Raw genomic sequence first — 17,749 nt, forward strand, 5'->3', positions numbered from 1 at the left:
GGGTCAGTCGCGCAGCCCGGCCGAGTGGCTGAAGTCGGTCGTCACGTCCACCCAGCGGTTCGAGGTGCCGATGCGCACCGGCGTCGGCGCCATCGTCGTGGTGCCGTCGCCGACCTCGCCGAAGTAGTTCTTGCCCCACCCGACGAGCGCGCCGCCGGTCGTCACGACAAAGCCGTCCTGGTCGCCCGCCACCAGCACCGAGGCCTGCCACCACGCGTTGCGCGGGAGGTAGGTCGGGGTCAGGCGGTTGGTCGTCGTGCCGTCGCCGAGCTGGCCGACGTCGTTGCGACCCCACGCGAAGACCGAGCGCGCCGCCGGGTGGTAGCCACCGAGTCCCAGCGAGGACACGCCACCCGCCGACGCAGCGAACCACAGCCGCGTGGGCGCGATCTGGAGCGGACGCGACCGGTCGGTCTGCGTACCGTCACCCAGCTGCCCGTACGCGTTGGAGCCCCAGGCCCACAGGGTGGAGTCGCTGCGGATCGCCACGTTGTGCAGGCCACCGGCAGACATCGACACCCACCGAGCCTCAGTGCCGACCCGGACGGGGGACAGGTGCCGCGTGAAGGTCCCGTCGCCGAGAACACCGTGCGTGTTGTCGCCCCACGCCCACAGGGTGCCGTCGCTCTGCAGCCCCAGCGTGTACTGGGCCCCGGCGGAGACCATGACCCAGTGCGTCCCGGTGCCGATCCGCACGGGGCTGAGCCGGCTCGTGGTGGTGCCGTTGCCCAGCTGCCCGGTCCAGTTGCGGCCCCAGCCCCACAGCGTCCCGTCCCGCTTGAGGGCGAGCGTGTGCGACGGGCCTGCGGAGACCCACGCCCACTGGTTGGTGGACCCGATGCGGACCGGCGTGGTGTGCGGGTTCCGCGTGCCGTCGCCGAGCTCCCCGTCGGTGTTGAGACCCCAGGCCCACAGGGTCCCGTCGGACTTGATGGCGACGGTGTGGTGGCCGCCGACCGAGACTCGCGCCCAGGTGGCCTCGGTGCCGACCCGCACCGGGCTGTGGCTCGCGGTGGTCGATCCGGTGCCCAGCTCACCGAAGTCGTTCGCGCCCCATGTGTAGAGGGCGTGCCCGGCGGGCAGCCGGGCGGTCAGCGTGGCCGTGCCGACGAGCGCCGGGGCCGCGAGGTCACGCACGGTGATCGTGCGGGTCCCGGGGTTCGCGAGAACGACACCCCGCAGGCCCGAGAACGTGACGGTCCCCGCGTCGGCGGCGACGAACCGGTACTGGCTCGGCGTGAACCAGCCGCCCGCACCGGTGTCGGTGCTGGCCAGTGCGATCGTGCCGGCGTACGTCGGCACCGCGTTGCCGAAGACGTCCCTCGCCGTGACGGTGAGCGGGAAGCGGACGCCCGTCGTGACCTCGGCCGGCGCCTGCACCGCGAGCGTCACCACAGGGCCCGGTTGAACCGCGACGCCGACGATCGACCTGCTCGTGAGCGCCGGGTCCGTCGCGGTGATCAGCGCGCTCGGAGCAGTCACCAGGGTGACCGGCAGGTCGCGGCTGCCCGCGTCCGAGGCCGTGAAGGTCCACGCCGCCGGCAGGACGGCCTTCGGGTCGGTGCTGGTCAGCCCGACGGTGCCGCGGTACGACGTGACCAGGTTGGTCCACGCGTCCTTGGCGGCGACCCGGACGGTGAACGGCACACCGGCCGACACCCGCGAGGGGGCCTCGAGCTGCAGCACGGTCGCCGGGCCGGTTGCCACCCGGAGCGACGCCGAGCCCGCGAGGCCCGCCTGGTCCGTCGCCGTCACGAGCCGCGTACCGGCGGTGTGCAGGACGAGCCCGACGAAGGCGTGGACGCCCGCGTCGGCAGCGGTGAAGCTGTACGCGGCGGGCAGGACCGGCCCTCGGGGGTCGTCGGTGGTCAGCGCCACCGTGCCCCCGTACCCGGTGGCCGTCGCGCCCGTGGCGTCGACCGCGGTCACCGTGACCGTCAGCGGCGTACCGGCCACCGCCGTCGCCGAGGTGGTCACCAGCAAGGAGACGGCGACCCCGGGCTCCACGGCGACCGCCGCCGGAGCCAGGACGACGGCGAGCACGCCGACGAAGAACGCCACCAGAACCCGACGAGACATCACGCGCCTCCGCGCCAGCGCCCGCAGCGGGGGCCCGCCCCGTCGCTGGGACTTCGGGCTCCACGGTCGTCCACCGACGACCGCCTCCCCAGGGCCAGAGGTCCCGACCTGTCACACCGAGGTGTAGAACCCCGCCTCGAGGTCCTCGAGCAGACCAGGATGCGTCGGCTCCCAGCCCAGCCACTCCTGGGTGAGGGTGCTCGACGCCGGGGTGTCCAGGGCGAAGAACCGGCCGATCCAGCCGAAGTGCTCGGCCGCGGCCGTCGGGTCGATCGAGGTCGCGGACAGCCCGAGCCCGTGGCCGATGGCCTCGGCGATCTCGCGGGTCGCCACGCCCTCCTCACCGACGGCGTGCACCACGGTCCCGCCCTGCGCACCCTCGAGCGCGAGCCGCACCAGGTGCGCGGCGTCGAGGCGGTGGACTGCGGGCCACCGGGCCGACCCGTCCCCGACGTAGCCCGACACGCCCGTGGCGCGCGCGATCCCGGCGAGGGCGGCGACGAACCCGTGGTCGCCCTGGCCGTGCACGGTCGGTGCGAAGCGCAGGCCGACGGAGCGGACGCCCCGGTCGGCGTAGTCGAGGGCGAGGTTCTCCGCCCCGCCGCGCATGCTCTCCGGCCCGCGCTGGGTGCTGGGGTCGCGCTCCGTCGCGACCCGGCCCGGGGTGAGCCCGGCGACGCCCGACGCCAGCAGGAACGGGCGGTCGGACCCCTCGAGGACGTCGAGGAACGTCTGGACCACCGTGCGCTCGGTGCGCCAGGCGCCGGCCATGTCGGAGAAGTCGTGGTTGAAGCCCAGGTGGATAACGGCGTCGGCCGCGGACGCGGGGGCGCGCAGGCCCTCGGCGTCGTCGAGGGAACCGCGGTGGACCGACGCGCCGGCGGCGGCGACCGCCCCGGCGGACCGGTCCGAGCGGGCGAGGCCGACGACCTGGTGACCGGCGTCGAGCAGCTCGGCGGTGACGGCGGAACCGATCCAGCCGGAGGCACCGGTGACGAAGACGCGCATGAAGAGCTCCTTGGTGATGTCATGGACTGTCATCACGACGATACGCTTCATGTCAGCCGCTGTCATCACGAGCCGCGCGGCGGCTGTCGGCGGCGGTCCGTAGCCTGGCCCGATGGCCGTGGAGGTGCTGCCCGCGTTCGGGCGCTACGACGACTTCTTCGAGGTCGTCGGCGTGAAGAAGCCGGGCGGCGGCGGGTGCTGGTGCATGGCGTACCGCGACAGCCGGGTGCCCTCCGAGGAGCGCGGGCAGTACATGCGCGACGAGTGCGCGCAGGAGCCGGGCCCGGGCGTGCTGGCGTACGTCGACGGCGAGGTGGCCGGCTGGTGCTCCGTCGCGCCGCGCAGCACCTACCGGCGGCTCATGCGCTCGCGCACGATCCCGTTCGTCGACGAGCGCGACGCGTGGAGCGTCGTCTGCTTCGTGGTCCGGCCCCGGTTCCGCCGCCAGGGCCTCATGCACGAGCTGCTGGAGGGTGCGGTCGCCCACGCCCGAGCGAGCGGTGCGGAGGTCGTCGAGGGCTACCCGATCGAGATCGGCACCAGCGACCGGGTGGACGTCATCTCGGGCTACGTCGGCACCAGCCGCCTCTTCGAGTCCGCGGGGTTCGCCCGCGCCGCGCCGACCACCGGGCACAGCGGCGGCCGCCCGCGGGTGGTCATGCGCCGCGAGCTCTGAGGTTCAGCCCACGCGGGAGTGGTCCAGCACGGGAGCCGTGCCGCGCACCCGGGGTCCGTACCGCAGCATGTCCGAGGCGAGCCCGACCGTGAGCACCCCGAGGGCGAGCACGACCAGGGCCTGCTGCAGCAGCGTCCAGCCGAGCGGCCGCATCGCCAGGTGCGCGAGCAGCACCATGAGGAGCCCGCGGCCGATGATCGCGACGGCCGCCACGAGCACCGTGTCCTGGCGGGGTCCGGTGCTCGACGCCAGCCGCGCCAGCAACCAGACGACCACGGCCAGCCCGCCGGCGTAGACCGCGACGAGCGCCGCGCTCCGGTCCGGCACCGCGAGCATCAGCACCGCGCCGCCGAGCACGCACAGCACGGCGCTGGTCCAGCAGGTGACCCGTCGGCCGTACCGGACCAGGAACGTGCGCTTGCCCAGCAGGGTGTCGCCGCGCACGTCGCGGAAGTCCTTGAGGAGCAGGCGGCCGATGATCGCGACGTAGAGGCCACCGAGCAGCGCGAAGTCCGCGGGGCGCAGCCGCGCGTCCGCCGCGAGCAGCCCCACCAGGTACGGCACACCGACGATGCACAGAGGCAGCACCAGGGACGCCACCACCCCGCGCTTGGAGAAGCTCAGCGGCGGCACCGAGTACGCGGCCGCCACCAGCAGCCCGGCGACCAGCACGAGGACGACCGGCCAGCCCAACGCCACCGCGCACGCCAGCGCCAGGACGCCGCCGGTGACGGCGACGAGCATCAGCTCGCGCGGCGTGCTCCCGGTGGTGAGCGGCCGGGACCGGTCGCCCGCCAAGTTGATCCGGTCGACGGCGACGTCGGCGAGGTCGTTCAGGACGACGGACGCGAGCAGGTAGCCGATCACGACGACCAGGACGCCGAGCGTGCGCCACGCGTCGTCGGCCGCGCCGTGCTGCGCCAGACCGATGGCCGCGTAGCTGCCGGCCAGCAGCACCAGCGCCGGGCGCGCCATCAGCACCACGAGTCGGACGTGCGCTCGCAGGTCGCCCCTCACTTGTTGCTCGCCCACTGGTTCATGCCCACCACGAACAGGACGCCGACGGCCACCACGGCCAGGCCGCTGATCCCGAGGACGACGGCGAGCACGAGCCCCGCCCCCTGCCAGACCGTCATGGCGCGCCGCGGTCGAGGCGGTGGCTGGTCGTCGGTGGGCACGGGCGCTCCTCCCGGTCGGGTGGCGGGAGCGTATCCCGACGGCCGGACGGGCCGGCAGACCGACACAATGGCTCGCATGGAGCTCGGGTTCACCGCCGGCATCGCGGCGATCGTCCTGTTCGGCGTCCTCGGCCAGATCCTGGGCAAGGCCACGCGCATCCCGTCGATCATCCTGCTGCTGGGGCTCGGCCTGCTGGTGGGACCGGTGCTGGGCTGGGTCGACCCGGACGCGATCCTGGGCGACGCGCTGTTCCCGCTGGTGTCGATGGCGGTCGGCCTGCTGCTGTTCGAGGAGTCGCTCAAGCTCGACCTCTCGCGGCTGCACGGCGGCGCGCGCCGGCCGGTGCTCGGGCTGGTCACCGTCGGCGCGATCACCACCGGCGTCGGCGCCACCCTGCTCACGCACTGGGTGTTCGGCCTGCCGTTCGGCAGGGCGGCCGTCATCGGCGCGATCCTCATCGTCTCCGGCCCCACCGTCGTCGGCCCCCTGCTGGCCGTTATCCGGCCGAAGCAGCCGCTCGAGTCCGTGCTGGCGTTCGAGGGCATCTTCATCGACCCCGTCGGCGCGACCGTGGCGCTCAGCATGATGCACCTGGCGCTGCACAACGACGGCGCCGGCCTGGGCCGGACGGCGCTCACCGGCATCGTCACCGGGCTGGCCGCCGCGGTGCTCTTCCTGCTGATCATCCGGTTCGGCCGGGCGCCGGCGGCCACCCACGTCGCGCTCGGCGTCGCGATGGCGCTGACCGCGTTCGCCGCCGCGGAGGCCGTGCACGAGGAGTCCGGGCTCTGGGCGACGACGATGCTCGGCATCACGCTCGCCAACCAGCCGTGGGTCCGCCTGGACGCGCTCCACGAGTTCGGCAGCCACGTCGGGCTGCTGCTCATCGGCTCGCTGTTCATCGTGCTCGCCGCCCGGGTCGACCTGGACGCGCTGCTGCACTACCTCCCGCTGACGCTCGTCCTCGTCGCGCTCCTCGTCGTCGCGCTGCGCCCGCTCGCGGCGGGCCTGGCGACGGCGCGCTCGGTGCTCACCCGCAACGAGCGGCTGATGGTCGGCTGGATGGCGCCGCGCGGCATCGTGGCCGTGTCGACCGCGAGCGTGTTCACGCTCCAGTTCGAGCAGGCGGGCAAGCCGTTCCCGCAGCTGGTGCCGGTCGTGTTCGGCGTGGTGCTGGCCACCGCGGTCGTCTATGGCTCCACCGGCCCGGCGGCCGCGCGGCTGCTCGGCGTGCGGTCGCCGGAGCCCGAGAACCTCGACGAGGACGGCGTCCCGCGGGAAATCTCCGACCGATCGTGACCATCCCGAGATGTGGATGTTACTTACTGGTAAGACCCTCGTGATGCTTGCAACATCTGTGTGCTACCCATAGCCCACTGAGAATCCCAGCCGGCGGGCGCTTACCTGCGCGCCCGCGGCCCTGACAGAAGAGGTAGCGCATGTCCTCCCTCGCACCATCTCGTCGCCGCATCATCGCGGCGACCGCGGGAATCGCAGCGACGGCCTTCGTGCTGACCGCGTGCTCGGGCAACAACAACGACGACGGGGGCGACGGCGGCAGCACCTCGGCCGCCGGGGGCTCGCTGACCATCGGCACCACCGACAAGGTCACCACCCTCGACCCGGCAGGCTCGTACGACAACGGCTCGTTCGCCGTGCAGAACCAGGTCTTCCCGTTCCTCCTGAACTCGCCGTACGGCAGCCCCGACGTGGAGCCGGACATCGCCGTCTCGGCCGAGTTCACGGCGCCGACGGAGTACACCGTCAAGCTCAAGCCGGGCCTCAAGTGGGCCAACGGGCACGACCTGACGTCGTCCGACGTGAAGTTCACGTTCGACCGCCAGCTGAAGATCGCGGACGAGAACGGCCCGTCGTCGCTGCTCTACAACCTGGACAGCACCGAGGCCGTCGACGACACCACGGTGGTCTTCCACCTCAAGGCGGCGGACGACCAGATCTTCCCGCAGATCCTGTCCAGCCCCGCGGGCCCGATCGTCGACGAGGAGTCCTTCTCCCCCGACGCGGTGACGCCCGACAGCGACATCGTCGACGCCGACGCCTTCGCCGGGCAGTACACGATCACCGGCTACGACTTCAACTCGCTGGTCTCGTTCAAGGCGAACCCCGACTACAAGGGCATCCTGCCGCCGGCCAAGACCGACGAGGTCAACCTCAAGTACTACGCCGACGCGTCGAACCTGAAGCTGGACATCCAGGAGGGCAACATCGACGTGGCGCTCCGCAGCCTCTCGGCGACGGACATCGCGGACCTCCGCACGGATGACAAGGTCAAGGTCGTCGACGGACCCGGCGGCGAGATCCGCTACATCGTCTTCAACTTCGACACGCAGCCGTACGGCACCAAGACGGACGACGCCGACCCGGCGAAGGCCCTCGCGGTCCGCCAGGCGGTGGCCGACCTGGTCGACCGCAAGCCGCTGTCGGAGCAGGTCTACAAGGGCACCTACACGCCTCTGTACTCGCAGGTCCCGGACGGTCTGACGGGCGCCACCGACTCCCTCAAGAGCCTCTACGGCGACGGTCAGGGCGGCCCCGACGCCGACAAGGCCAAGAAGACCCTCGAGGACGCCGGCGTCACCACGCCGGTCGCGCTCAGCCTGCAGTACGCGACGGAGCACTACGGCCCGTCGTCGGGTGACGAGTACGCGCTCATCAAGGAGCAGCTGGAGAAGACCGGCCTGTTCAAGGTCGACCTGCAGACGACGGAGTGGGTCCAGTACTCCAAGGACCGCACCGCCGACGTGTACCCGGCGTACCAGCTCGGCTGGTTCCCCGACTACTCGGACGCGGACAACTACCTCACGCCGTTCTTCCTCAAGGACAACTTCCTGGCCAACCACTACGACAACCCCACGGTCAACGACATGATCCTGCAGCAGGCGACCACGACCGACCCGGCCGCCCGCACCAAGCTCATCGAGCAGATCCAGGACCTCGAGGCGAAGGACCTGTCCACGGTCCCACTGCTCCAGGGTTCGCAGGTGGCCGTCGTCGGCAAGGACGTCTCCGGTGCCGAGGACACGCTCGACGCGTCGTTCAAGGTCCGCTACGCGGCCTTCTCGAAGAGCTGACACCCGCACCACCAGCCGACGGTCCCGTTCCCGAGCACAATCGGGGACGGGGCCGTCCGGCTCGTCCGCACCACAACAGGCAGGAACCATGACCTCCACCACCACCGGAGCGCCCACCGGCGTCGCGCCCGGCGATCCCGCAGCGCCGGCGACCCCGGCGGCGACGAGCAAGCGATCGGGGGGCGGGCACCTCGGCAGCTACCTGCTGATCCGGTTCCTGCTGATCTTCCCGACGATCTTCATCCTCGTGACCACCGTCTTCATCCTCATGCGGTCGACCGGTGACCCGATCACCGCGTCCCTGGGCGGGCGGCTCACGCACGACCAGCTGCAGGAGCGGATCCACGCCGCCGGGTACGACCGGCCGATCCTCGTGCAGTACTGGGACTACCTGAGCCACCTGTTCCGCGGCGACTTCGGCACCACGATCTCGACCAACAAGCCGGTCACCGAGGTGGTCCTCACCTACGGCGCCGCGACCCTCGAGCTCGCGTTCTACGCGCTCATCGTCGCCCTGCTGGTCGGGATCCCGCTGGGCCGGATCGCAGCCGCGCGCCGCGACCGCGGCGTCGACGCCTCGCTGCGGGTCTCCGGGATCATCGCGTACGCGACGCCCGTGTTCTTCGCCGGCATCCTGCTCAAGCTCATCTTCTCCGTCTGGCTGGGCTGGCTTCCCGTCGCCGGCCGCGCCTCGACGGACGCGCAGATCGCGATCCAGCGCAACGGCGCGGGGACCGGCCTGTACATCGTCGACGCGATCAGCACCGGCGACCCGTCGGCGGTGTGGGACGTGCTGCAGCACGCGATCCTGCCCGCCCTGACGCTCGGCCTGCTGACCGGCGGGATCTTCCTGCGCCTCGTGCGCACCAACGTCATCGGCACCCTGTCCACCGGCTACGTCGAGGCGGCCCGGTCGCGCGGCGTCAACGAGCGCCGGCTGCTGCGCCAGCACGCGTGGCGGCCCGCGCTCGTCCCGATCATCACGGTGATCGGCCTGCAGATCGCGCTGCTGCTCAGCGGCGCGGTGCTCACCGAGACCACGTTCGAGTGGAAGGGCCTCGGCTTCCAGCTGGTCCAGTTCCTGCTGGCGCGCGACTTCGTCGCCGTCCAGGGCCTGGTGGTGCTGCTCGCCGTCGTGGTGGCGCTGACGAACTTCATCGTCGACGTCATCGCCGCACTCGTCGACCCGAGGATCAAGTACTGATGACCGTCATCGACCCCGAAGCCGTGCTCGCCGCTCCGGCGGCTCCTGAGCACGTGTCCCTCTGGAAGCGCCTGCCCGTGGTGCACCAGGTCCGCACGAGCGTCGGCCTGCAGCGCACCATGCTGCTGGTCGGGCTCGTGCTCGTCGCGATCTTCGTCTTCACCGCCGCGTTCGCCCCGCTGCTGGCGCCCTACGGCTACTCGCAGCTGTCCGCCGACGGCGTGAACTTCGGCTCGCAGCAGCCGCCGTCCGCCGAGCACCTGCTGGGCACCACGGTCGGCGGGTACGACGTGCTCTCGCGGACCATCTGGGGTGCCCGCCCGGCCTTCCTCGTCATCATCATGGCCGTGCTGCTCTCGATCTTCGCCGGGGTCCTCCTCGGCCTGACGTCGGGATACTTCGGCGGCTGGATCGACCGTGTGCTCGTCGTGATCGCCGACGCGCTGTTCGCGTTCCCCTCCCTGCTGCTCGCCATCGTCGTCGCCATCGTCATCAGCGGCGGCCAGTCGTCGATGTGGGGCGGTGTGATGGCGGCCGCCATCTCGCTGAGCGTCGTGATGATCCCGCAGTACTTCCGCGTCATCCGCGCCGAGGTGGTGCGGGTCAAGGCCGAGGCGTTCGTCGAGTCCGCCCGCGTGATCGGCTCCGGGCACGTGCGGATCATGGGTCGCCACGTGCTGCGCAACTCCACGCGGACCCTGCCGCTGATCCTCACGCTCAACTGCTCCGAGGCGGTGCTCACGCTGGCGGGCCTGGGCTTCCTCGGCTTCGGCATCGAGCCCACGGCGGCGGCCGACTGGGGCTACGACCTGTCCAAGTCGCTCTCCGACGTGACCAGCGGCATCTGGTGGACCGCGGTGCCCCCGGGCGTCGCGATCGTGCTCACGGTGCTCGGCGTGACGCTCGTCGGCGAGTCGCTGAACGACCTCGCGGACCCGCGTCTGCGCACCCGCCGTCGGGCCAAGGCCGCGGGCGCCGTCAGCCCCGTCGTCGCCGTCCCCGGTGGGGCTGCCGACGACGACTTCGGGACCATCGACGAGCTCGAGGCACCGTCCGACCTGTACGACGAGCCGAAGGAGCGGGGATGACCAACGTCGTCGACATCAAGGACCTGCACGTCTCCTTCGCGACCGACTCCGGCACGGTCCGCGCGGTCGAGGGCGTCTCGCTGCAGATCGCGGCCGGGGAGGTGCTCGCGATCGTCGGCGAGTCGGGCTCCGGCAAGACCGTCACCGCGCGCTCGATCCTGGGCCTGCTCCCGGAGACCGCGCTGACCAGCGGCGCCGTCCTGCTCACGCGCAAGGACGGCTCGGCCACGCACGACGTCATCACGATGAACCCCGACGACCTGCGCCAGGTCCGGGGACGCGACGCCGCGATGGTGTTCCAGGAGCCGTCCACCGCGCTGAACCCGGTGTTCCCGGTGGGCTGGCAGATCGCCGAGGGCATCCGCGCCCACCGGCGCCTGTCCAAGGCCGACGCCCGCGAGCAGGCCATCGAGGTGCTGCGCCTGGTCGGCATCCCGGACCCCGAGCACCGCGTCGACCACTACCCGCACCAGTTCTCGGGCGGCCAGAAGCAGCGCATCGTCATCGCGCAGGCGCTGGTGCTCGACCCGGGCCTGATCATCGCCGACGAGCCGACCACCGCCCTCGACGTCACGGTGCAGGCGGAGATCCTCGACCTGCTGCGCCGGCTCCCCCAGGAGTTCGGCTCGGCGATCGTGCTCATCACGCACAACATGGGCGTCGTGGCCGACCTCGCCGACCGGGTCGCGGTCATGTACAACGGCGAGATCGTCGAGCAGGCGGACGTGCACACGCTGTTCACGTCGCCGCAGCACCCCTACACGCGCAAGCTGCTCGACGCGGTCCCGCGGGTCGGCGGCCGGCGGCTGCGCGACCGGGTGCGCGTGGCCGACGAGCTCGAGGCCATGACCGTCGACGAGTCGGCCACCCCGGTGGTCGAGGCGACGGACCTGCGGATCGTCTACCCGGGCCGGCTGCGGCAGCCCGCGTTCACGGCCGTCGACGGCGTCGACCTGGTCATCCGGCCCGGCGAGGTGCTGGGGCTGGTGGGCGAGTCGGGCAGCGGCAAGACGACCATCGGCCGCGCGATCGCGGGTCTGACCCCGGTCAGCAGCGGATCGCTCAAGGTCCACGGCGTCGAGATGCTGGGCGTCAAGGAGAAGACCTTCAAGCCGGTCCGCAAGCGCATCGGGTTCGTCTTCCAGGACCCGGCCACGAGCTTCAACCCGCTGCTGACCATCGCCCAGTGCGTCGCCGAGCCGATGGTGGTGCACGGCCTCGCGCCCAACCCGCAGGAGGCGCGGCCGCGGGTCGACGAGCTCATGGAGGCCGTGCAGCTGCCCAAGGCGTTCGGCGACCGGTTCCCGCACGAGCTCTCCGGCGGCCAGCGGCAGCGCGCCAGCCTCGCCCGCGCGCTCATCCTGGGACCGGAGCTGCTCATCGCCGACGAGCCGACCTCCGCCCTCGACGTGTCCGTGCAGGCCCGGGTGCTCGACCTGTTCGCCCGCCTGCAGGCCGAGCTGGGCTTCGCGTGCCTGTTCATCAGCCACGACCTGGCCGTCGTCGACCTGCTGGCCCACCGCATCGCGGTCCTGCACCGCGGCGTGCTGGTCGAGGAGGGCACGGGCGACGAGGTGCTCGGAGCGCCGAAGCACCCCTACACCCAGCGCCTGCTGGCCTCGCTGCCGGTGCCCAACCCTGTCGAGCAGGCCGCCCGCCGGGAGGAGTGGCGCAACCTGCGCGCGCACGGGTGACGTCGACACGGTTCGCCGCTGCGGCAGACGTGGGTACCCGGCGCACGCACGGGTGACAGCGGCCGTCGGCCCTCCCCGGGGGTCGACGGACCGGCCTAGCGTGGTCGGCATGCCCCCTGACCAGCCCGTTCGCGCGCGCCTCGTCCGCACGCTCGCCGTGCTCTCGGTGGTCGCGACGATCCCGCTGTGGGCCCCGCCGCAGCACATGACGAGCTCCACCGGCCTCTTCATGGTGGCGGCGAAGGTCCCGCCCGGGGTCGCCGTCGTCCGCCTGACCGCCGTCGTGCTCGTCGTCGCGGTCGCGGTCCTGGTGGTGTGGCGCGGCCCGCGGTTCGCGGTGCTGTCCGTCGTGCCGGCGGCGCTGCTGGGCTGGGTCTGGTGGCGCTGGGAGGGCGGCGGCAGCTACACGGTCGCGATGCAGGGGTCGCTCGGCCAACGGGCGCCGCACGCGTACCAGTCCCCGTGGTTCGCGGTGGCGATCTCCCTGGAGGCGCTGCTGGCGCTGACGATCGCGCTGGCGGCGCTCGGGGCCGCGGCGCGACGTCGTGGTCAGACGCAGGCCTCGCGTCTCGCCGCGTAGCGGTCGTACAGGGTCACGATCAGGGCCACCAGGTACGCGAACAGCAGCACGTCGCCCACCGAGACCGCCGCGCGCTGCCCGGTCGCGAAGGCGGCGAACACGAGCATCGCGACCACGCTGATCAGCGTGTTGACCACGACCTGCACGCCCAGCGAACGCCGTCGCGGCAGGGCCAGCGCCGCGTGCACCAGCACGGTCGCCGTGACGACGAGCGCCACCACCCAGAGCCGGCCCTCGACGCGGGGGTACGACTCGAACATGATCAGCGTGACCAGCCCGGCCAGGACGACCTTCTCGACGAGGTGCCGCGCATCCCTCGGCGCCGCGGCGACGGGCCGCCGCGGGACCCAGCCGAGGTGGGCCGCGACCACGTCGGCGTCCACCGTGAACGGCCACTGCGCCGGCGGCAGTCGCGGGGCGAGGCGCCGGCCGACCACGACGAGCACGACGGCGACGACCGCCAGCACGCCCCACACCCACGGCCGCTCGTCGACGAGCTTGCTGAACTCGTCGGTGAAGTCCAGCTGCGCGACGTGGATCCACCACTCCTGCGGCAGCTTGATCACCACCCAGATGAGCCCCGCGGTCCACAGCACCGCCGCCTTGGTCAGCCGGCCGGCGTCCCACCGGGTGCGGACCACCTCGAGGGCGATCACGAAGTACTCGAAGGTGTTGGGGAAGACCATGAGCAGCCAGCGCGCGCCGGTGATCTCGAACGCGAGCACCCCCACGAGCCGGTAGTACCAGAGGAACGCGGCGACGCCCACGGAGAACGGGTTGCGCCAGTTCCGCAGCACCGCGAGGTAGGCGATCGTCAGGTAGTAGATGTCGAGCGCCTTGTCGTACGACTGGTAGTTGTCGAGCGACAGGCCCGTGAACGCCGCGAAGATCGACTTGTCCACGCCGTCGATGACCAGCGCGGCCAGGATCGCGGGCAGCGGGAACCTCGGGATGAACAGCGGGACCACCAGGCGCAGGCCCACCACCAGCACGAACACGGTCCAGTCGAGGGTGCTCGCGTTCGCCATGGTGGGGACTGTAACGATGCCGACACCCCCGCGGCGGCACCGCTCACCCCCGGACCGGTCAGCCGTTCCGAGCGATGACGATCAGCAGCATCGTCACCAGGAAGCCGGTCACCAGGTTGAGCCACAGGAACCGTCGCCAGCCGGCGTTGGCGCGCTCGCAGTCCTCGTCGCGCACGGACCAGAACTGGGCGGTGCTGATCGCGTAGGGCACAGGCAGCACGGCCGCGAGCGACCCGGGCCACGGGACCACGAGCAGCACGGCCGCCGCCAGCACGTACAGGACGGTGGACGCGACGACCGTCGGGTGCGCCCCGAGCGCGGTGGCCACCGACGCGATGCCACCCTCCCGGTCGGCGCGCACGTCCTGCACGGCACCGAACGCGTGCGACGCCATGCCCCAGAGCACGAACGCGACGAGCACCGGCCAGGTGGTCGACGCGCCCAGGTCCGCCCCCACGAGCACCAGCGCGTAGAGCAGGGGCCCGACGAAGTGCATCGCCGAGGTCAGCGAGTCCAGCACCGGGCGCTCCTTGAACCGGAGCACGGGCGCCGAGTACGCGACGACGAGGAAGAGGACCAGCGCGAGCGTCAGGTCGGCGGCCACGTCGCCCACGAGCAGCAGGTACACGACGAACGGCACCGTCGAGACGACGCACGCCCACAGGATCCGCCGGTGCACCTGCGCGGCCCGCGCCGGCTCCACCAGACCACCCTCGATCCCGCCCTTGCGGGGGTTGCGCAGGTCGGAGGCGTAGTCGAACACGTCGTTGATGCCGTACATCAGCAGGTTGTAGGGAACCAGGAAGAACAGGGTGCCGACGACGAACGTCGCATCGATCCGCCCGCCGGTGGCCAGCAGGTAGCCCGCGGCGAACGGGTACGCGGTGTTGATCCAGCTGAACGGGCGCGAGGCCGCGAGGACCTCCCTCACGCGTCGGCCTTCCGGGACCGGCGGCCGAGCGCGACCCACAGCACCGGCATCCCCACCGCGGCAGCGATCGCGTAGGCGAAGTCCTCGAGCGGGGCGCCCCAGATGTACCAGCCGAGGATCTTGTCGGGGTCGAACACGTAGAGGCCCACGCGGATCATCAGGGTGTCGAACACGGTGGTGAGCACGCACAGGATCAGGGTCGTGACCAGCAGCGGCGACGGCCGCATGGTGCGCAGCACGGGCCACGACACCGCGCCGAGCAGCGCCAGCACGATCACGTTCAACACGATGTTGGTCACTGCTCGCCCCCGTCGTCGCCCCGGGCCGCGATCGCCCGACGGCCCTCCTCGCGCAGCGCGGCGCTCCTGTCGAACCACCGCCACGCCAGCAGGGCCGTGTAGCAGAGCAGCGCGAGGAAGAACGCCTCCTCCGCCGGCAGCTCGGGGGCCAGCAGCAGGCCGGTCATGTGCGGGGAGTCACCGCGCGCGAAGATGCCGAGCACCAGCCCGAGGCCGTCCCACGCCAGGAACCCGACCACGCCGATCCCGACGGTCAGGGCGGCCCGGCGGGCGTCGGCCCAGAACGCGAGGTGGAACCGCCGGTCCAGCAGGGCCAGCCCGCCCAGGGACAGCAGCAGGGCGCCGAGGTACAGGACGCTCATCCGACGGCTTCGCCCCACACCCCGCGAGGCCGCGCGGCCGCCAGGAACCCGGGGCGCAGCGGCGCGGGGAGGGGGTGCGACGACGTCTCCCCCAGCATCCGCTTCACCACCAGCTCGGCGCTGATCAGGCACATCGGCAGTCCCACACCCGGGATGGTGCCACCCCCGGCGTGCAGGACGTTGGGGACGCGCGCGGACACGTCGCCCGGGCGGAACATCGCGCTCTGCCGCAGCGTGTGCTCCATGCCGAGCGCCGAGCCCCGCCACGCCGAGAAGTCGCGCGCGAAGTCCGCCGGGCCGACGACCCGCCGGGTCACCACGCGGTCGCGCAGGCCGGGGATGCCGGCCCAGGCGCCCACCTGGTCCAGGTACCTGTCGGCGTGCCGCTCGAGGTCGTCGCCCGCCAGCGACGGGTCGGCGGGGAAGGGGACGAGGACGAACAGGTTCTCGTGCCCGGCCGGCGCCGCCGTGGGGTCGCTCGCCGTGGTCCGCGAGACGTACATCGACGCGACCTCGGGCACCCGCAGGCCGTCCGGCGGGGTCGACCGGCCGGTGCCGAGGATGTCCTCGAAGTTCGCCGGCCAGTCGCGCGTGAAGAACAGCGAGTGGTGCGCCAGCTCCGGCAGCTCGCCGCGGACGCCCGCCATGACCAGGAGCGCGGAGATCCCCGGCCCCCGCCGGTCCCACCACTCGTCGGGCAGGTCGCGGTGCCGGCCCAGCAGCGCCGACTCCGTGTGCTGCCGGTCCGCCGCGGACACCACGACGTCGGCGGGCACCAGCGTCCCGTCAGCCAACCGGACCCCGCGGGCCGCTCCTGACCTGCGCGGATGCCGCAGCGACGGCGACGCGTCGACGACCTCGATCGAGGCCACGTCGGCCCCCGTCCGGATCTCGACGCCCTCCTTGCGGGCGAGCCGCTCGAGCGCCTCGATCACCGTGTACATCCCCCCGCGCGGGAAACGTACGCCGTCGACCAGGTCGAGGTGGCTCATCAGCGAGTACAGCGCGGGAACCCGGTACGGCGACGACCCGAGGAACACCGCGTGGTACCCGAGCACCTGCCGGAGCACGGGGTCGGTGACCGTCGACGCGACCTTGTCGGCGAGCGTCCCCGTGAGCAGCCCCGCCAGGGTGCCGGTCTGCCGGACGATGTCCGCCGACAGCAGCCGGTCCGGGCGCGCGAAGGTCGTGTAGAGGAACGAGTCGAGCGCCGTGCGGTAGGCCTGGGTCGATGCCGCGGCGTACTGCCGGATCGCCTCACCAGCGCCGGGTTCGCGCGCGTCGAACGTGGCCCAGTTGGTCTCAAGGTCCGCCACGACGTCGAACGGGTCGCCGCCCTCGGGGAAGAGCCGGTAGGCCGGGTCCAGGCGCTCGAGCTCGACGTGGTCCTCGACCCGCTCGCCCAGCAGCGCGAACGCGTGCTCGAACACCTCGGGCATGAAGTACCACGACGGCCCGGTGTCGAACCGGAACCCGTCGATGCTCAGCGTCCCGGCCCGCCCGCCCACCTGGTCGTGCCGCTCGAGCAGCGTGACCAGCGCTCCGCCGCGGGCCAGCAGGGCGGCCGTGGTCAGGCCGGCGATGCCGCCGCCGATGACGACGACGCGCCCGGGACCCGGCCGGTTCATGCGTCGACCGCGCGGCCCGCCCGAGCCTCCGCCAGCACGGACCCGCCCACCACCAGCAGCTTGACCGGGGTGGGCAGCCGCACGCGCCCGACCAGCAGCGACTCCGGGGGCCGGCTCGCGATCTCGTCGAGCAGCCGCTGGTAGAGCGCCAGGGTCGCCGCGACCGCGTACCTGGCCCGCCGCGGCAGGCTCGGGACCGACGCCCGTGCCACCGCCACGTCGGCGTTGATCTCGCCGAGGATCGTGTGCAGGTGCGCCTCGTCGAGCCGGCCCGGTGTGGTGCCCGGGAAGTACGTGCGACCCAGCTCCTCGGTGTCGGCGCCGAGGTCGCGCAGGAAGTTGATCTTCTGGAACGCCGCCCCGAGCGCCCGCGCGCCGGCCACCTGCGTCTCGTCGGGCTCGCGGATGGGCTCGTCGGGTCGCCGGTCCTCGTTGAGGAAGGCCCGGACGCACATGAGCCCCACCACCTCGGCGGACCCGAAGACGTAGGCCTCGTAGCTGGCGCGGTCGTGCTCGTGCACCGTGAGGTCGGTGCGCATCGAGGAGAAGAACGGCGCCGTCTCGGAGGCGCCGATCCCCACGCGCCGCGCGGTCCGGGCGAACGCGTGCACCACCAGGTTGGTCGAGTAGCCGGAGCGCAGCGCGCGCGCCGTCTGCTCCTCCAGGTCGTCCAGCTCGGCGCCGGCGTCGTCGCCGCGGTAGGTGTCCACCACCTCGTCGGCCAGCCGCACGAGCGCGTAGATCGCACGGATGTCCCGCTGCGCCTGGCGTCCGAGCAGGCGTGTGCCCAGCCCGAACGACGTGGAGTACGCGGCGAGCACGCCGGCGCTCGTGCGCGCCGCGGTGTCGTCGTAGAGGCGGAGCGCCCTGTCGCGGGCCGATCGCACGTCCGACATCCGTT

At 72.4% G+C, this 17,749-nt stretch carries 17 protein-coding genes; 7 read left to right on the forward strand and 10 right to left on the reverse strand.

The features are described 5' to 3' along the window. Window positions 1-3: 3 nt before the first annotated feature. A complete protein-coding gene (locus AC1DWH_RS15770) occupies window positions 4-2,079 on the reverse strand; it encodes an RCC1 domain-containing protein (protein ID WP_477094473.1) in 2,076 nt (691 codons plus the stop codon). Between the two features lie 111 nt (window positions 2,080-2,190). Next, a complete protein-coding gene (locus AC1DWH_RS15775; protein WP_477094607.1) occupies window positions 2,191-3,120 on the reverse strand; it encodes an SDR family oxidoreductase in 930 nt (309 codons plus the stop codon). A gap of 79 nt (window positions 3,121-3,199) precedes the next feature. Between AC1DWH_RS15775 and AC1DWH_RS15780 the strand changes: the two genes are divergently transcribed. Then, on the forward strand, window positions 3,200-3,763 hold the full coding sequence (locus AC1DWH_RS15780; RefSeq protein ID WP_477094474.1) for an N-acetyltransferase family protein: 564 nt from the start codon (window positions 3,200-3,202) through the stop codon (window positions 3,761-3,763). Window positions 3,764-3,766: 3 nt separating this feature from the next. Here the strand turns inward: AC1DWH_RS15780 and AC1DWH_RS15785 are convergent, their stop codons facing one another. Together AC1DWH_RS15785 and AC1DWH_RS15790 are read right to left on the reverse strand one after the other, a co-directional pair. Further along, entirely contained in the window at window positions 3,767-4,780 is a 1,014-nt protein-coding gene (locus tag AC1DWH_RS15785; protein WP_477094475.1) for a UbiA prenyltransferase family protein, read from the reverse strand. Next, window positions 4,777-4,941: a hypothetical protein gene (locus tag AC1DWH_RS15790; protein WP_456845774.1), complete on the reverse strand. Its 165-nt coding sequence runs from the start codon at window positions 4,939-4,941 to the stop codon at window positions 4,777-4,779. The genes AC1DWH_RS15785 and AC1DWH_RS15790 overlap by 4 nt, the downstream gene beginning before the upstream one ends. A gap of 76 nt (window positions 4,942-5,017) precedes the next feature. Between AC1DWH_RS15790 and AC1DWH_RS15795 the strand changes: the two genes are divergently transcribed. The 6 genes from AC1DWH_RS15795 to AC1DWH_RS15820 all read left to right on the forward strand — a co-directional run bounded on the left by AC1DWH_RS15795 (window position 5,018) and on the right by AC1DWH_RS15820 (window position 12,600). Further along, on the forward strand, window positions 5,018-6,241 hold the full coding sequence (locus tag AC1DWH_RS15795; RefSeq protein ID WP_477094476.1) for a cation:proton antiporter: 1,224 nt from the start codon (window positions 5,018-5,020) through the stop codon (window positions 6,239-6,241). A gap of 140 nt (window positions 6,242-6,381) precedes the next feature. Then, window positions 6,382-8,034: an ABC transporter substrate-binding protein gene (locus AC1DWH_RS15800; RefSeq protein ID WP_456845776.1), complete on the forward strand. Its 1,653-nt coding sequence runs from the start codon at window positions 6,382-6,384 to the stop codon at window positions 8,032-8,034. Window positions 8,035-8,122: 88 nt separating this feature from the next. Continuing rightward, on the forward strand, window positions 8,123-9,238 hold the full coding sequence (locus tag AC1DWH_RS15805; RefSeq protein WP_477094477.1) for an ABC transporter permease: 1,116 nt from the start codon (window positions 8,123-8,125) through the stop codon (window positions 9,236-9,238). After that, complete coding sequence (locus AC1DWH_RS15810; protein ID WP_477094478.1) at window positions 9,238-10,326, forward strand: ABC transporter permease; 1,089 nt, start codon at window positions 9,238-9,240, stop codon at window positions 10,324-10,326. Before AC1DWH_RS15805 ends, AC1DWH_RS15810 begins: the two co-directional genes overlap by 1 nt. Continuing rightward, complete coding sequence (locus AC1DWH_RS15815) at window positions 10,323-12,020, forward strand: ABC transporter ATP-binding protein (RefSeq protein ID WP_456845779.1); 1,698 nt, start codon at window positions 10,323-10,325, stop codon at window positions 12,018-12,020. Before AC1DWH_RS15810 ends, AC1DWH_RS15815 begins: the two co-directional genes overlap by 4 nt. Before the next feature lie 109 nt (window positions 12,021-12,129). After that, window positions 12,130-12,600 (forward strand): hypothetical protein, encoded by a 471-nt coding sequence (locus tag AC1DWH_RS15820; protein WP_477094479.1) that lies wholly within the window; start codon window positions 12,130-12,132, stop codon window positions 12,598-12,600. Here AC1DWH_RS15820 and AC1DWH_RS15825 read toward each other — a convergent pair. From AC1DWH_RS15825 to AC1DWH_RS15850, 6 genes are read right to left on the reverse strand one after another with little or no spacing between them, the layout of a single operon-like run. Continuing rightward, window positions 12,570-13,628, reverse strand: a complete 1,059-nt coding sequence (locus tag AC1DWH_RS15825) for a hypothetical protein (RefSeq protein ID WP_477094480.1) — start codon at window positions 13,626-13,628, stop codon at window positions 12,570-12,572. The two genes, AC1DWH_RS15820 and AC1DWH_RS15825, sit on opposite strands and share 31 nt — an antisense overlap. Before the next feature lie 58 nt (window positions 13,629-13,686). After that, window positions 13,687-14,559: a prenyltransferase gene (locus AC1DWH_RS15830; RefSeq protein WP_477094481.1), complete on the reverse strand. Its 873-nt coding sequence runs from the start codon at window positions 14,557-14,559 to the stop codon at window positions 13,687-13,689. Next, complete coding sequence (locus AC1DWH_RS15835; RefSeq protein WP_456845783.1) at window positions 14,556-14,858, reverse strand: lycopene cyclase domain-containing protein; 303 nt, start codon at window positions 14,856-14,858, stop codon at window positions 14,556-14,558. The genes AC1DWH_RS15830 and AC1DWH_RS15835 overlap by 4 nt, the downstream gene beginning before the upstream one ends. Beyond that, window positions 14,855-15,220, reverse strand: a complete 366-nt coding sequence (locus AC1DWH_RS15840) for a lycopene cyclase domain-containing protein (protein WP_477094482.1) — start codon at window positions 15,218-15,220, stop codon at window positions 14,855-14,857. Before AC1DWH_RS15840 ends, AC1DWH_RS15835 begins: the two co-directional genes overlap by 4 nt. Then, window positions 15,217-16,848, reverse strand: coding sequence for a phytoene desaturase family protein (crtI, locus tag AC1DWH_RS15845; RefSeq protein ID WP_477094483.1), 1,632 nt, complete (start codon window positions 16,846-16,848; stop codon window positions 15,217-15,219). The genes AC1DWH_RS15840 and crtI overlap by 4 nt, the downstream gene beginning before the upstream one ends. Continuing rightward, entirely contained in the window at window positions 16,845-17,744 is a 900-nt protein-coding gene (locus tag AC1DWH_RS15850; protein ID WP_477094484.1) for a phytoene/squalene synthase family protein, read from the reverse strand. The genes crtI and AC1DWH_RS15850 overlap by 4 nt, the downstream gene beginning before the upstream one ends. Window positions 17,745-17,749: the final 5 nt, after the last annotated feature.

The sequence above is a fragment of the Cellulomonas sp. P2_F12 genome, assembly GCF_056403775.1.